A 13,097-nucleotide genomic window follows, 5' to 3' on the forward strand; every position below is an offset into this window, starting at 1 on the left:
TATTAAAGTAATTTATACATATAGCTGGTTGACTCCAAAGAAGCACCGTTGCTGGAGCGAGCATAATGCGGGATCATTCCGGCCAGTTGATACCCCAGCGAACGATACATCCCTTCCGCCGTATCACCGCTCAGCGTATCGAGTACCAGCAACTTACGCTCATGGTCAGCGGCCAGCTTCTCAGCCTGCTGCATTAACTGGCGAGCGATCCCTTTACGCCGCGCATACGGGTGTACCATCAATTTGGCGATCTCTGCCCGATGCTGACCATTGCCCGGCATATCCAGTATCAGTTGGACAGTCCCTTTCACCCGGCCTGCTTCGCGTGCCACCAGTAGCAGGCGCTCACCACGCTCAATCGCTGGTAACAGACGCAACCAGAAGGCTGCCGCTTGCTCAATGGTAAAAGGTTGCACAAAGCCGATACTGGCCCCCTGTAACACGCTGGCATGTAAAGTTTCAGCCAGTTCAGGGATGGCGATTTGCGCCGCGTTAGCATCCAGTTGCTGTATCTCAATCATGGTTATGACCTGCAGATCCACAAGAGTGTAATGGGCTGGCACGGAGCCAGAGACATAAATCTGATGCTGCCAAACGGCGGGTAATGCAGGCAGCCACCACGTTTAAACATAAAATTTACCACTTAAAATCCCATATGAGAGAAAAAATCTCAAATAAGGGATGCCTCAAGCGCACTCTTAGAGCACGGCTCGTAGCAAGATAAACATCAGCATACTCAGTACCACCACTGCCAACATATTACGCAAGAAAAAAGCCAGAATGACCGCGAACACTGCCGCCCACAAATAAGGATTCTCAGGTAACGCGCGCCACTCATCACCGTTAAAAGCAATGATCGGCCCACAGATGGCCGTCAGCACCGCAGGCACAGAAAAGCTCAGCAATGTCCTCATGCGTTGCGATAAACGCACCGGCAGGCTGGGGGCCAAAAAACAGTAACGATTGAAAAAGACGATCACGCCCATCAGCACAATAGTGAGCCAAATCATGCGCGCCCCCTGCTGCACAGCAGCCCTACCACCATGGCTGCCACGGTAGTGATAATCAACGCCCCCGGCACCTGATAGTGGTGCAGGCCAATCGACAGCACCAGCGCCGTCAGCACACAGGCAAGCACTGGCAGATTGCGGATCATCGGCACCACGATGGCAATAAAAGTGGCGGCGATCGAGAAATCGAGCCCATAGCTGTCGAGATTACTGACGCTGCTGGCAGCAACCACCCCCAGCAAGGTGGCAAAAAACCAACATAGATAAAATGCCAGCCCTGCACCCAGTGCGTACCAGCGATTGAAACGCGCGGGCCCCTGATTGCCGGTCAGAGCAAACAGTTCATCGGTCAGCAAAAATGCCAGCAGGATGCGCCATCTCAATGGCAATGGAGCAATGCATTCACGCAAGCGTAATCCATACAAGAAATGCTGTGCCGTGACAAAAAAGGTGGAAACCAAAATCGCCAACAAGCCCGCTCCGCTCTTGATCATTCCCATCGCGACCAGCTGCGAGGCACCGGCAAAAACAATCGCCGACATTCCCAGCCCTTCAGCACCGGTCAGGCCACTTTGAATCGCCATAGAACCGGCCAGGATCCCCCAAGGCAACACCGCCAGGCATAGCGGCAAGATCGCCAACGCCCCCTGTAATGCCGGGCGCAAACGCAGTATTGGTGGCTCCGCCAGAGTTGATTGATAAGTCATTACGTTCTCCTTCGTTCGTTGGCACAGAATAACGCAGGAAAGGCGATGAGTGTTGCATCGTTTACACATTTACTGAGAGACAGTGTTGGCTTATCAACATTGATTTTGTGCCACTCTCCTCGCACAAAGGGGTAAGCCCCTGGGTTGAGTTGGCGGCATGATTAGGCTAAATTTAACAAGCAATATCTTGGAATAAATAAGACTGAGGCAGTAGAGTATGTCGAGAATAAGCCTGGAAAATGGCGAATGCACAGCACATTCTGTTAGCGATCGCTTGCTGAAGCTATTGAAAACCTGCGGGCCACAGCAGGCTTCAGAAGCCGGAAAAGTGCTCGGCACCACCAGTGAAGCCGCGCGTCAGCAGTTCGTCAAACTGGCAAAGGATGGGCTCGTTGAGGCTAAAGCCGAAACGCGCGGCGTTGGCCGCCCAGTCCAATTCTGGCATCTCACCCCGGCAGGCAATGCGCATTTTCCTGATGCTCATGCAGAACTGACGGCCCAGTTGCTGCGCACGGTGCGTAACAAACTGGGGGAACAGGCAATAGAGCTGTTGCTCGACAGCCGTGAGCAGGAAACCCGCCACCATTATCAGCAGCTGATGAACGGAACAGAAAATTTACGTGAGCGCGTTGCCCGCCTGGCAACCATCCGCTGCCACGAAGGCTACATGGCCGAATGGAGCGAATTGAAAGACGGCTCTTTTTTGCTGGTTGAAAATCATTGCCCAATTTGTACCGCTGCCCGAGTCTGCCAGGCATTTTGCCGCGCGGAGCTGAATATTTTCACCGAGGTGCTGCAAGCACAGGTCGAACGTACCGAACATGTTCTTACCGGTGCACGCCGCTGCGCCTATCGGATTTTACCGCAGTAAACCCCTCCCCCTTCATGCCATTTCCTGCTTTAACCAAAGTTGTACATAATTTATTTTTTTGTACAACTTTGTCTTGACCCGCTATGGTTAATCTATTCAAGGTTTCAAGCAAGGAAAGTGGCATGCCGCTATACACTATTGGCGAGGTTGCACAACTTTGCGGAATTAATCCGGTCACGTTGCGTGCTTGGCAACGTCGTTACGGCCTACTGAAACCCCAGCGCAGTGAAGGCGGCCATCGCCAGTTCACCGAAGAAGATGTCGCCCGTATTCACAATATTCTGCGTTGGATCGAGCGCGGCGTTCCAGTCAGCCAGATCAAACTGTTGCTGGATGGCTCCCCGGTTCCCGACCACAACACCAACTGGGCCACTCTGCAGCGCGAGTTACTGGCCCTGCTGCAGATTCCTTCCGCAACCAAGCTGCGCAACCGCCTCTTTGACTTAGGCCGCGAATATCCCCCTCAAGCGCTGATCGAACACGTTTTGCGCCCATTACGCTCCCAACTCAGGAATCACCATGAACTCTTGCACATGCTGCATAGCCTGCTGGATGGCGTGATCATTGAATATGCCGCATTTTGCCTGGCCGTAGCGCGTAAAAAACCCGGACAAAATGCGTTGTTGCTGAGCTGGGGTAACACTGATCGTACCGAATTGTGGATGGTCGCCATCCTGTTGGCCAAAAGCGATATGCGCGTTGATATCCTGCCGGACCCCCTGGAGCATCCGCAATTAACCATGTTCAAGGCCGATCGCTACTTTATTTTTACCGAAGGGGTACTCAATGCCGCCAAGCGTCGGCAGTTGGCCGCCTGGCGCGAAGCCGGGCTGGATATCACGCTGATCGACAACAATGCGCTACTCACTATCCCTATGGAGCAGCACCATGAACAGCCATGAAGCACTGTTGGAACGCTTTTCGCAATTCTATCTCCGGCTGGATGAGAAGCGGCTGGTCGACCTGCCCGAGGTTTATCACCACGATGTGCATTTTGTCGATCCGGTTGGCGAGCATCAGGGATTAGCCGCGCTGGAGGCCTACTTTCGCCACTCACTCAGCAACCTGAGTTATTGCCATTTTTCCATCACCAACATGCAGCAGAACCCACAGCAGGCCTATGTGTGCTGGCATATGACGTACGCTCACCCACGCCTGCGCCGGGGCCACGTCCTCAATTTGGAGGGCGTCAGTCAGCTGCGTTTTGCCGAGCAGCGCATCATTTTTCAGCGCGACTACTACGATCTGGGGGCCATGCTTTATGAACACATCCCATTGCTCGGCCAGGCCGTTCTCAGCATCAAAAAGAGGCTGCAAGCATGAAGCGTGTACTGATTACCGGAGCCAGTTCCGGCATTGGGCTGCAGTTGGCACTTGATTATGCCGCCGAAGGCTGGCAGGTGATCGCCTGTGGGCGTGATGCGGCCCGGTTGGCGGAACTCAGCGCGCAAAGCTCAAACATTGTCTCGCGGCGTTTCGACATCACCGATCTGGCCGCCACCCGTGAAGCCCTGGCCGAATGCACAGCCGATCTGGTGATCCTGTGTGCGGGAACCTGCGAATATCTGGATAACGCGGTGGTAGAAGCCGAGAAAGTGGCGCGCGTGCTCAGTACTAATCTGCTGGGGCCGGTCAATTGCCTGGATGCCCTGCTGCCACAACTGGCCCCCGGAGCACGGATTGCGTTTGTGGGTTCAACCGCCAGCCTGATTCCTTTGCCGCGAGCAGAGGCCTACGGAGCGTCAAAGGCCGCGCTGGCCTATTTTGCCCGCAGCCTGGGCGTGGATCTAGCTCAAAGAGGCATCGCTGTTTCTTTGGTGATGCCTGGTTTTGTCGCGACACCGCTCACCGCTCGTAACGATTTTGCTATGCCGATGATCATCACATCACAGCAAGCCTCCGGTTATATCCGCCGAGGGTTGGCCAAAGGGGCGGCAGAAATCGCTTTTCCACCGCTGTTCGCCGCGCTATTACGGCTGGCAGCTTTACTGCCGCAGGCTATGCAAGCCTGGTTGGCTCAACGCCTGGTGAGGTGATGCAATGAAAATAGCCATCATCGGCAGTGGCATTTCCGGCCTGACCTGCGCCTGGAAACTGGCTGCTGAGCATCAGGTTACGCTGTTTGAAGCCAACGACTATCCTGGTGGCCACACCGCTACCGTGGACGTCACGCTGCAAGGCCACAGCTACGCCATTGATACCGGGTTTATTGTCTATAACGAACGAACCTACCCCCAGTTTATCGCCTTGCTGGCAGAGCTCGGCATCAGCGGCCAGCCGACGGAAATGAGTTTCTCGGTGACCCATCCGCACAGCGGACTGGAATATAACGGCCATACGCTCAATACGCTGTTCGCCCAGCGGCATAACCTGCTTAACCCACGTTTTTATCGCTTGTTGCTGGAGATTGTGCGCTTTAACCGCCAGTGTAAAACACGCCTGGCCGCTGGCGGCGTCGGCGATGCAACGTTGAACGACTTCCTGCGGCAAGCCGGATTTAGTGACTATTTTGCCCAACACTACCTGTTGCCGATGGGGGCGGCGATCTGGTCTTCTTCTCTGGCGGATATGCGCCAGTTCCCGTTAGCGCTGTTCCTGCGCTTTTTCGATCACCACGGCCTGTTGGATATCGCTAACCGCCCGCAGTGGTTTGTGGTGCCCGGCGGTTCGCGCGAATATGTGCGCCGCATGCTGACAGCGCTGTATGGCCGCCTGACGCTGCACCTGAATACGCCAGTACAACGGGTTGAACGCCAACCGCAACGGGTGGTGATCCACAGCGCTCAGGGGGAACAGCATTTCGATCAGGTGATCTTTGCCTGCCATGCCGATCAGGCCTTGCAATTGCTGGCCGATGCCAGCCCGCAAGAGAAAAGCGTTCTGGCCCAATTACCCTATCAGGCCAACGAAGTGATCCTGCATACCGATGTGCGCCTGTTGCCGCGCCAGCGCCGCGCCTGGGCCAGTTGGAATTACCGGCTCCCCAGCCAGAGCGAACAGGCAGAAACCCAGCGCGCCAGCGTGACCTACAATATGAACATCCTGCAGGGCTTGCAGGGGCCGCACACCTTTTGCGTCACCCTCAACCCGCAACAGCCGATTGAACCCACGCACATCCTGCGCCGGTTCTGCTACCACCACCCGGTATTCAATCAGGCCAGCGCGCTGGCACAGCAACAGCGCGCACTGATTAACGGGCAGCAAAATACCTGGTTCTGCGGCGCTTACTGGTACAACGGCTTTCACGAAGACGGTGTGCGCAGCGCGCTGGACGTTACGCAAGCGCTGTTGCAGGTGGAACCCCAATGAACAGCGCCTTGTACGTCGGCCATGTGCGCCACCGCCGCTTCAGCCCGGTGCAGCACAGTTTCGATTATCGTATTTTTATGCCGCTGATCGATCTCGATGAGCTGGCACAACTGCCTGCGCTGGGTATTGCGCTGGAACGTTTTGCGGCAGCGTCCTTTTATCGCGGCGACTATCTCGGCGGTGGGGATATCAAAACCAAGGCGCAGGAACGTATCGCTGAACTGACCGGCGAAAAACCGGATGGCCGCGTTTTGCTGCTGTGCCAGTTGCGCTATTTAGGTTGTTACTTCAACCCGGTCAACTTTTACTACCTGTATAACGCTGACGGCGAACTACGTTGGCTGCTGGCCGAAGTGCGCAACACCCCATGGAATGAACGCCATACCTATGCGGTAAAGCCAGACGGCACCCTGCCGGTGGAAAAAATCTTTCACGTTTCGCCGTTCAACCCGATGGACATGACCTATCGCTGGCGGCTCTCAGCGCCTGCACAACGGCTACGGGTGCATATCGAAAATCACCGAACCCACCGCGAGTTCGACGCCACCCTGCTGCTTTACCGGCAACCGTTGACGCGGGCGACGCTGCACCAGCAATTGTGGCGTTTGCCGTTGATGACGGTAAAAACCGCCGTCGCCATTTACTGGCAGGCGCTGAAATTATGGCTGAAACGCGCTCCCATTTACTCTCACCCCGCCTCCGGCGGCAAGGATAAGCTATGAGTTCACCGGAATACTCCCTGAGCCGCAGCACAGCGGTTTCTGGCCGCAGCAAAGGCGCACGCCGCATTATTCTTACCTTGTTGCAGCAGTTACGGGGCGGTGGCCTGTTGTTACGTGAACCAGGAATCGGTGAAATCCAGTTTGGTGATAGCAACGCAGCCCTGCAGGCCGAAGTTGAAGTGTATGACCTGCGCGTCTATCGGCGGATCCTGCTGGGCGGCAGCATTGCGGCTGGAGAAAGTTACATCGATGGCGACTGGAGCAGTCCCGATCTCACCAGCCTACTGCAGTTGCTGGCCAGTAATATGCAGGTGATAGACAAACTGGAAGCACGTCTGAGTTGGCTGACCGCTCCGTGGCATGCTCTGGTACATCGGTTGCGCAGCAACAGCCGCGGCCAGGCACGGCGCAATATTGCGGCGCACTACGATCTGGGTAACGATTTCTATCAACAGTTTCTCGATCGGGAGATGCTCTATTCCAGCGCCTTGTACAGCGAGGCTGCAATGACGCTGGAACAGGCGCAGCAGGCCAAAATGCGCCGCCTGTGTGAACAGTTGGCACTGCAGCCAGAAGATCATCTGCTGGAGATTGGCACTGGTTGGGGCGCACTGGCAGAGTTTGCCGCACGCGAGTATGGCTGCCGGGTCACCACCACTACCATCTCACAGGCGCAGTATGATTATGCCCGCCAGCGCATTGAACAAGCCGGGCTGGGGGATCGCGTCACTCTGCTGTTTGAGGACTACCGCCAGCTCACCGGCCAATATGACAAACTGGTGTCAGTCGAGATGATCGAAGCCGTGGGTAAGCGCTTTTTGCCGCTGTTTGTAAAGCGCTGCCAGCAGTTGCTTAAACCCAGAGGCAAAATGGTGTTACAGGCGATCACCATTACCGATCAGCGCTACCCGCAATACAGCCGCAGCGTGGATTTTATCCAGCGCTATGTGTTCCCCGGAGGCTTTTTGCCCTCGATCACTGCGTTATGCGCAACCCTGACGCGTCACAGCGATCTGGTGATGTGCGATCTGCACGATATGGGGCGCGACTACGCACGCACCCTACAGGAATGGCGGCAGCGCTTTGAGCACCATTGGCCTTCACTGCATAGCCAAGGGTTTGACGAGCGTTTTCAGCGGTTGTGGCGTTTTTACCTGTGCTACTGCGAAGCCGGTTTCCTGGCACGCACCATCAGCACGGTGCAACTCAGCGCTGAACGCCGATGAAATTAGGTGCCGGATTCTGGCTGACCAGCCAAGGCTTCAATGCCTACTGGACGTTGGCGATCCTCTGGCGCGAACGCGAGCTGCCTCTGTTGCTGACTGCTGATCCTCACACTCATGTGCGGTTGGGCTATTTATCTGCCCGTCATCAGTTGGTTCATGTTGCATAGGAGGATGCGATGAAAATATTGTTAACCCTGCTGCTTTGCCTGAACAGCCTGGCAGTGCAGGCCAGTGAATGGGCCGCATGGCCCACTGTGGGCAGCGCCACGCTGCGCTGGGGGCCGTTCGATATCTATTACTATCGCCCGCAACCAAACCACCCGGTTCAACCGTTCGGCGAGCGCTTAGACAGCGCTTTCCGCGACGCTTTTCTCGCCATCTGGCTATCACCTGCGGCCCAATACCCCGCTTTGCGGCAACAACTGACTGGAGCTTCATGATGAATATCAAACATCTGTTACTGGCGTTGCTGTTTTTACTGGCAGGATGCAGCGCGGATATACATGACTACCAGAATGACAAGCCAACCTTCGATCTGTTTGGCTACTTTAGTGGTGAAACTCGCGCCTGGGGAATGGTGCAGGATTATCAGAACAAACAGACCCGCCGCTTTGAAGTGGTGATTAAAGGCGAGGTGGTCGACAACACACTGACCTTACATGAAAAGTTTGAGTATAACGATGGCGAGCATCAGGCCCGCACCTGGCGCATTATCAGAAATAAGGATGGCAGCTACCAGGGCACGGCGAATGATATCGTCGGTGTCGCACAGGGGAATACGGCTGGCAATGCCTTCAACTGGCGCTACGATATGGACGTAAAAACTGATAACGGCACGGTAAAACTGCACTTTGACGACTGGCTGTTTCGCCAGGATGAAAAACACCTGTTCAACGTGACATCGCTGCGCAAGTTTGGGCTGGAAGTCGCCAAAGTGACGCTGTTCTTTGAGAAAGAATCATAAACAGCAGGTCCCCACGGCCCTTTCTCCCACAGAAAGGGCATTGCAGCTTTAACGCCATGTCACACTCGCTTCCCCACGCCTGCAACAAGCACAAAAATGCATTGCTTATTCTCCCTGCCTTAGGGTTTACTGAGTGCCCTAACTAAATTTCACCCTGCCGAATTAAGAACCCATGCTGAACCCACAAAACCGTCATCTTCTGCCACTCATCGGGGCGCTGTTCACGCTATATATTGTCTGGGGATCGACCTACTATGCCATCCGGCTGGGGGTTGAAAGCTGGCCACCGCTGATGATGGCGGGCATCCGCTTTCTGGTGGCGGGTATTGCCCTGTTCGGCTTCCTGGTGCTGCGCGGCCACGCGTTACCCACGCTCAAACAGTGGTTCTCAGCCGGTATCATCGGCATCCTGCTGTTGGCCGTCGGCAACGGCCTGGTCACGGTCGCAGAACATCAGAACGTGCCTTCCGGCATTGCCGCCGTCATGGTGGCAACGGTGCCGCTGTTTACCCTGTGTTTCAGCATGCTGTGGGGAATGCGCAATACCAGGCTGGAATGGGCGGGTATTGCGCTCGGCCTGCTGGGCATCATTCTGCTTAATACGGGTAACAACCTGGTGGGTAACCCGACCGGCTCGCTACTTATCTTGCTGGCCTCAGCCAGTTGGGCCTTTGGTTCGGTGCTCAGCTCACGTATTTCGCTTCCTGCCGGGCCAATGGCTGGCGCGGCAGAGATGCTGGTGGCCGGAGTGGTGTTGATGGTCGCCAGCCACCTTAGCGGCGAACATCTTGATCACCTGCCCAGCCTCAGCGGCTTTCTCGCTCTGGGTTATTTGATCGTCTTCGGTTCAATGCTGGCGATCAGCGCCTATATGTTCCTGCTGAAAAATGTGCGCCCCGCCGTAGCGACCAGTTACGCCTATGTGAACCCGGTGGTAGCCGTGCTGCTTGGCGTTGGTTTTGCCGGTGAAACGCTGGCCGCGCGTGAATGGCTGGCGCTGGTGGTGATCGTCTCTGCAGTGGTGTTGGTGACGCTGGGTAAATACCTGTTCGCCCGCCCCGCCAAAGTACAAAGTGCGGAGATGGCAAAAGCACCAGAGTAATGTTGTTTCACCCGGCAAAGGGGTTATAATTCCCGCTGTTCTGACTCATCTGCGAAATATAACTCATGCTGAAAAAAGCGTTCCTTGTCGTCATCGCCCTGTGTGCCTTTAGTTCTCTGGCTGGCGTCTTCATGGCCGGGTTGAATATCTATACCCGGTCAACTACCCCGCACGAAGAGGCTCCGGCCACCCAAGAGGTACCGACCAACACCACCCCAGCGGCGACGCTGCAAACCAAGTAAAATCCCCCTACCGCCGCCAGCAGGAAACCGGCTTCACCGCCAGTTAGCTTGCTGGTATGGCCCCGAGCCACTCAACCCGTTGATGATTGACGCCAAACCGTCAGATAGCGCACCCAGCGTTCGAACAACATGTCGGTGATAATCGCCAGCAGCGCCACCACCGCAGCCCCTTGGATCACGTAAGCGGTATTGAAACCGCTCAGCCCGATAATGATCGGCGAACCCAACGTTTTGACCCCTACCGTAGAGGCGATGGCCGCCGTGCCGATATTGATGATCACCGAAGTTCGGATACCGGCCACAATCACCGGAGCCGCCAGCGGCAGCTCAACCTGCCACAGAATCTGCCTGTGGCTCATGCCCATTCCCTGAGCCACCTCACGCGTGCTGACCGGTACCGATTCGATCCCGCTGAGCGTTCCCTGCAGGATCGGCAGCAAACCGTACAACACCAAGGCAATAATCGCCGGTTGTTCGCTAAAGCCCATCACCGGCACCGCAACCGCCAATACCGCCACTGGCGGAAACGTCTGGCCAATAGCCACCACGGTCTCTACCAGTGAACGGAACTCACGCCCCGCCCCGCGCGTCACCGCCACTCCAGCCGTGACGCCAATCAGCACCGCAATCAAACTCGAAACGGCCACCAGCAACAAATGTGCCGCTACCAGCGCAATAAAGCTGTCCTGCTGATACACCGGCCTTTCCAACTCTGGGAACCAGGCTGCGAACAGCCCATGCAGTTGGTTCATGCCAAACACCAGTGCCAGTAGCAGCGCAAAAGTCCACGGCAGCGGATCGCGCCACCATCCTGCAGAATACATCTTCATGACAACGCCTGCTGCGCGATCAAATCACTGAGATACAGCACGCCGAGCGCCTCGCCCTGTTCACTCACCACCGGTAAGCATTCACTGCCGCGAGCAATAAATACCGACAGCGCATCACGCAGGTTCATCTTCGCCGGAATCGGCTCCCCTGCTGCATGACCTGGCCGCATACGCTCGGCGACCGTACCCAATGCCAGCAGTTTGATGCCGCGATCGCTACGGCCAAAAAAATCCCGCACAAAATCATTGACCGGCTCGGTCAGCAACGCCAGCGGCGTGCCCTGTTGCACCACCCGGCCCTGATCCAGCAGCACGATGCGGTTCGCCAAGCCGAGTGCTTCGTCAATATCGTGGGTTACCAGCACAATAGTACGGCCAGAAAGCTGATGAATGCGCGCGATCTCCTGCTGCAAAGTCACCCGGGTCACCGGATCGAGTGCGCCAAAAGGCTCATCCATCAGCAACACTTCGGGATCGGCGGCCAGCGCCCGCGCTACGCCAACCCGTTGTTGCTGCCCACCAGAAAGCTGATGCGGATAGCGTCGGCGAAAGCGTTCCGGCTCCAGATGCAGCAACGCCATCAGTTCGGTGACCCGCTCGCGGATACGTGTTCGCGGCCACTTCAATAACTGCGGCACGGTGGCAATATTTTCCTCCACCGTCCAATGCGGGAACAGGCCGATTGACTGAATGGCATACCCCATGCGGCGGCGCAGATCCTGCAGTTTGAATTTATGGATCTCTTCACCGGCAAAATAGATCTTGCCCTCGTCATGCTCAATCAACCGGTTAATCATCTTTAAGGTGGTGGATTTACCGGAACCGGAGGTGCCAATCAGCACGGTGAACTCCCCCTCGGCGATATTCAGCGACAGGTCATCAACCGCCGGTTTACCCTGAAAAACCTTGCTTACCCGATCAAAACGAATCATCAGCGCGTCACTTCCAGCAATGAAATGATGAATTTGAACAGCGAGTCCAGGATCACCGCCATGGCGATCACCGGTAGCACCCCAAGCAGCACCAGATCCAGCGCACTGCTGAGCAACCCTTGGAACACAATGGCACCAAAACCACCGGCCCCGATCAGGGCAGCCACCACCGCCATCCCCACGGTCTGAACGGCCAGAATGCGCACGCCGGTAAGGAACAGCGGCAGTGCCAAAGGCAGTTGCACGCGCCAGAACGTCTGCACACGGGTCATCCCCATGCCATTGGCCGACTCCATTACGCTGGCGGGAATACTCTGTAAACCAGCCACAACGCTGCGTACCAGCGGCAACAAGGCATACAACACCAGGGCAACAATCGCTGGTGCCATGCCAACACCGCCGATCCCAAGCTTGGTCAGCCACGGCAGCGCAGCCACCAACCCCGCCAACGGTGCAATCAGCAAGCCAAACAGGGCGATGGAAGGCACGGTCTGAATAATATTCAGCGTAGAGAAAATCGGCGTTTGCCAGCGTTCTGAGCGGTAACACAGCACGCCCAGCGGCACCCCCATCAACAAGGCGGGCACCATGGTGGCCAGCAGAATAGTCAGGTGTTGCAACAGCGCCGCATCAAACACCTCCTGCCGATGGTGATATTCCTTCAGCAGAGAAAGCTGATCCAACTGGCCGCTGAACAGCAGCCATCCTGCGGGCAGCATCACCAGCAGATTACCCAACATACGCCACAGGTGCGAAAGGGCCAGGCGCGCCATGGCATCCGCCGCAATCAATCCGCAAAGCGCCATCATCAGCCAGCAACCGCTGCCCCACGCGGTACGTGCCAGCGGCGAGCCTTGCTGCGCCAACCGTTGCGCCTCATCACCACTCAGCCAAAAAATCAGCGCCAGTAACGCGCTGGCCGTGAACACCGTGAGCAACGCAGAACGCCGTGCGGGCGGCAACAGGCTGAGAACCGCCAGCAGCGCCAGCGGTACTAGCAGCCACAGCGCCGGGCCATGTAACAGTGATATCAGGGTAATGCTCTTGCCAGACAGCAAGCGGTTGGGGGCATAACTGAGAAACGGCAGGCCAAAGGCTGCCAGCAGCAGCATGATAAATAACGTCAGTAGTACGCGGTTTTTTACAGCAATAGTCAAAACGGCTCCCTGTTCGATAACTCGT

The 13,097-nt window shown here is 56.3% G+C and carries 18 protein-coding genes; 11 read left to right on the top strand and 7 right to left on the bottom strand.

What is annotated here, in order from left to right; all coding sequences use genetic code 11:
• Positions 1–2: 2 nt before the first annotated feature.
• The 3 genes from IV04_RS02775 to IV04_RS02785 form a co-directional block, all read right to left on the bottom strand.
• A complete protein-coding gene (locus tag IV04_RS02775; RefSeq protein WP_037397180.1) occupies positions 3–521 on the bottom strand; it encodes a GNAT family N-acetyltransferase in 519 nt (172 codons plus the stop codon).
• Positions 522–698: 177 nt separating this feature from the next.
• Positions 699–1,010: an AzlD domain-containing protein gene (locus IV04_RS02780; protein WP_037397178.1), complete on the bottom strand. Its 312-nt coding sequence runs from the start codon at positions 1,008–1,010 to the stop codon at positions 699–701.
• On the bottom strand, positions 1,007–1,717 hold the full coding sequence (locus tag IV04_RS02785; RefSeq protein WP_037397175.1) for an AzlC family ABC transporter permease: 711 nt from the start codon (positions 1,715–1,717) through the stop codon (positions 1,007–1,009). The genes IV04_RS02780 and IV04_RS02785 overlap by 4 nt, the downstream gene beginning before the upstream one ends.
• A 217-nt stretch (positions 1,718–1,934) precedes the next feature.
• Between IV04_RS02785 and IV04_RS02790 the strand changes: the two genes are divergently transcribed.
• The 11 genes from IV04_RS02790 to yedA all read left to right on the top strand — a co-directional run bounded on the left by IV04_RS02790 (position 1,935) and on the right by yedA (position 9,911).
• Positions 1,935–2,588: a metalloregulator ArsR/SmtB family transcription factor gene (locus tag IV04_RS02790; protein ID WP_037397174.1), complete on the top strand. Its 654-nt coding sequence runs from the start codon at positions 1,935–1,937 to the stop codon at positions 2,586–2,588.
• Between the two features lie 122 nt (positions 2,589–2,710).
• Positions 2,711–3,490: a MerR family transcriptional regulator gene (locus tag IV04_RS02795; RefSeq protein ID WP_037397172.1), complete on the top strand. Its 780-nt coding sequence runs from the start codon at positions 2,711–2,713 to the stop codon at positions 3,488–3,490.
• Positions 3,477–3,911, top strand: coding sequence for a nuclear transport factor 2 family protein (locus tag IV04_RS02800; protein WP_037397169.1), 435 nt, complete (start codon positions 3,477–3,479; stop codon positions 3,909–3,911). Before IV04_RS02795 ends, IV04_RS02800 begins: the two co-directional genes overlap by 14 nt.
• The gene (locus tag IV04_RS02805) at positions 3,908–4,624 is read left to right on the top strand and encodes an SDR family NAD(P)-dependent oxidoreductase (RefSeq protein WP_037397166.1); all 717 of its coding nucleotides are present in this window, start codon (positions 3,908–3,910) and stop codon (positions 4,622–4,624) included. The genes IV04_RS02800 and IV04_RS02805 overlap by 4 nt, the downstream gene beginning before the upstream one ends.
• Positions 4,625–4,628: 4 nt before the next feature.
• Complete coding sequence (locus IV04_RS02810) at positions 4,629–5,897, top strand: NAD(P)/FAD-dependent oxidoreductase (RefSeq protein ID WP_037397164.1); 1,269 nt, start codon at positions 4,629–4,631, stop codon at positions 5,895–5,897.
• The gene (locus IV04_RS02815; protein WP_037397161.1) at positions 5,894–6,619 is read left to right on the top strand and encodes a DUF1365 domain-containing protein; all 726 of its coding nucleotides are present in this window, start codon (positions 5,894–5,896) and stop codon (positions 6,617–6,619) included. Before IV04_RS02810 ends, IV04_RS02815 begins: the two co-directional genes overlap by 4 nt.
• Complete coding sequence (locus tag IV04_RS02820; protein ID WP_037397159.1) at positions 6,616–7,845, top strand: cyclopropane-fatty-acyl-phospholipid synthase family protein; 1,230 nt, start codon at positions 6,616–6,618, stop codon at positions 7,843–7,845. Before IV04_RS02815 ends, IV04_RS02820 begins: the two co-directional genes overlap by 4 nt.
• Entirely contained in the window at positions 7,842–8,012 is a 171-nt protein-coding gene (locus IV04_RS26370; protein ID WP_156106834.1) for a hypothetical protein, read from the top strand. Before IV04_RS02820 ends, IV04_RS26370 begins: the two co-directional genes overlap by 4 nt.
• A gap of 9 nt (positions 8,013–8,021) precedes the next feature.
• Positions 8,022–8,285 carry a hypothetical protein gene (locus IV04_RS02825; protein ID WP_037397156.1) on the top strand — a complete coding sequence of 88 codons (264 nt, stop codon included), beginning with the start codon at positions 8,022–8,024 and terminating at the stop codon, positions 8,283–8,285.
• Positions 8,285–8,809 carry a DUF3833 domain-containing protein gene (locus IV04_RS02830; protein WP_037397153.1) on the top strand — a complete coding sequence of 175 codons (525 nt, stop codon included), beginning with the start codon at positions 8,285–8,287 and terminating at the stop codon, positions 8,807–8,809. Before IV04_RS02825 ends, IV04_RS02830 begins: the two co-directional genes overlap by 1 nt.
• 172 nt (positions 8,810–8,981) lie before the next feature.
• Positions 8,982–9,911 (top strand): drug/metabolite exporter YedA, encoded by a 930-nt coding sequence (gene yedA, locus IV04_RS02835; RefSeq protein ID WP_037397149.1) that lies wholly within the window; start codon positions 8,982–8,984, stop codon positions 9,909–9,911.
• 148 nt (positions 9,912–10,059) lie between these two features.
• Here yedA and IV04_RS26375 read toward each other — a convergent pair whose 3' ends face one another.
• Genes IV04_RS26375 through IV04_RS02850 form a run of 4 tightly spaced genes read right to left on the bottom strand, consistent with a single transcriptional unit; the run spans position 10,060 to position 13,066 of the window.
• A complete protein-coding gene (locus IV04_RS26375; RefSeq protein WP_161782085.1) occupies positions 10,060–10,224 on the bottom strand; it encodes a hypothetical protein in 165 nt (54 codons plus the stop codon).
• On the bottom strand, positions 10,225–10,983 hold the full coding sequence (locus tag IV04_RS02840; RefSeq protein WP_037397147.1) for an ABC transporter permease: 759 nt from the start codon (positions 10,981–10,983) through the stop codon (positions 10,225–10,227).
• Positions 10,980–11,915, bottom strand: a complete 936-nt coding sequence (locus tag IV04_RS02845) for an ABC transporter ATP-binding protein (protein WP_037397145.1) — start codon at positions 11,913–11,915, stop codon at positions 10,980–10,982. Before IV04_RS02845 ends, IV04_RS02840 begins: the two co-directional genes overlap by 4 nt.
• Positions 11,915–13,066 carry an ABC transporter permease gene (locus IV04_RS02850; RefSeq protein WP_304413314.1) on the bottom strand — a complete coding sequence of 384 codons (1,152 nt, stop codon included), beginning with the start codon at positions 13,064–13,066 and terminating at the stop codon, positions 11,915–11,917. The genes IV04_RS02845 and IV04_RS02850 overlap by 1 nt, the downstream gene beginning before the upstream one ends.
• Positions 13,067–13,097: the final 31 nt, after the last annotated feature.

It is taken from the genome of Serratia sp. Ag1 (assembly GCF_000743355.1).
In the GTDB taxonomy this organism is placed as follows: domain Bacteria; phylum Pseudomonadota; class Gammaproteobacteria; order Enterobacterales; family Enterobacteriaceae; genus Chania.

Excerpts from the sequence above, each read along its gene's own strand:
- IV04_RS02820 (WP_037397159.1), top strand. The coding sequence starts at position 6,616 with ATGAGTTCACCGGAATACTCCCTGAGCCGCAGCACAGCGGTTTCTGGC.
- IV04_RS02795 (WP_037397172.1), top strand. The coding sequence starts at position 2,711 with ATGCCGCTATACACTATTGGCGAGGTTGCACAACTTTGCGGAATTAAT.
- IV04_RS02785 (WP_037397175.1), bottom strand. The coding sequence starts at position 1,717 with ATGACTTATCAATCAACTCTGGCGGAGCCACCAATACTGCGTTTGCGC.
- IV04_RS02775 (WP_037397180.1), bottom strand. The coding sequence starts at position 521 with ATGATTGAGATACAGCAACTGGATGCTAACGCGGCGCAAATCGCCATC.
- IV04_RS02830 (WP_037397153.1), top strand. The coding sequence starts at position 8,285 with ATGAATATCAAACATCTGTTACTGGCGTTGCTGTTTTTACTGGCAGGA.
- IV04_RS02840 (WP_037397147.1), bottom strand. The coding sequence starts at position 10,983 with ATGAAGATGTATTCTGCAGGATGGTGGCGCGATCCGCTGCCGTGGACT.
- IV04_RS02845 (WP_037397145.1), bottom strand. The coding sequence starts at position 11,915 with ATGATTCGTTTTGATCGGGTAAGCAAGGTTTTTCAGGGTAAACCGGCG.
- IV04_RS26370 (WP_156106834.1), top strand. The coding sequence starts at position 7,842 with ATGAAATTAGGTGCCGGATTCTGGCTGACCAGCCAAGGCTTCAATGCC.
- IV04_RS02810 (WP_037397164.1), top strand. The coding sequence starts at position 4,629 with ATGAAAATAGCCATCATCGGCAGTGGCATTTCCGGCCTGACCTGCGCC.
- IV04_RS02790 (WP_037397174.1), top strand. The coding sequence starts at position 1,935 with ATGTCGAGAATAAGCCTGGAAAATGGCGAATGCACAGCACATTCTGTT.
- IV04_RS02825 (WP_037397156.1), top strand. The coding sequence starts at position 8,022 with ATGAAAATATTGTTAACCCTGCTGCTTTGCCTGAACAGCCTGGCAGTG.
- IV04_RS02815 (WP_037397161.1), top strand. The coding sequence starts at position 5,894 with ATGAACAGCGCCTTGTACGTCGGCCATGTGCGCCACCGCCGCTTCAGC.
- IV04_RS02805 (WP_037397166.1), top strand. The coding sequence starts at position 3,908 with ATGAAGCGTGTACTGATTACCGGAGCCAGTTCCGGCATTGGGCTGCAG.
- yedA (WP_037397149.1), top strand. The coding sequence starts at position 8,982 with ATGCTGAACCCACAAAACCGTCATCTTCTGCCACTCATCGGGGCGCTG.
- IV04_RS02800 (WP_037397169.1), top strand. The coding sequence starts at position 3,477 with ATGAACAGCCATGAAGCACTGTTGGAACGCTTTTCGCAATTCTATCTC.
- IV04_RS02780 (WP_037397178.1), bottom strand. The coding sequence starts at position 1,010 with ATGATTTGGCTCACTATTGTGCTGATGGGCGTGATCGTCTTTTTCAAT.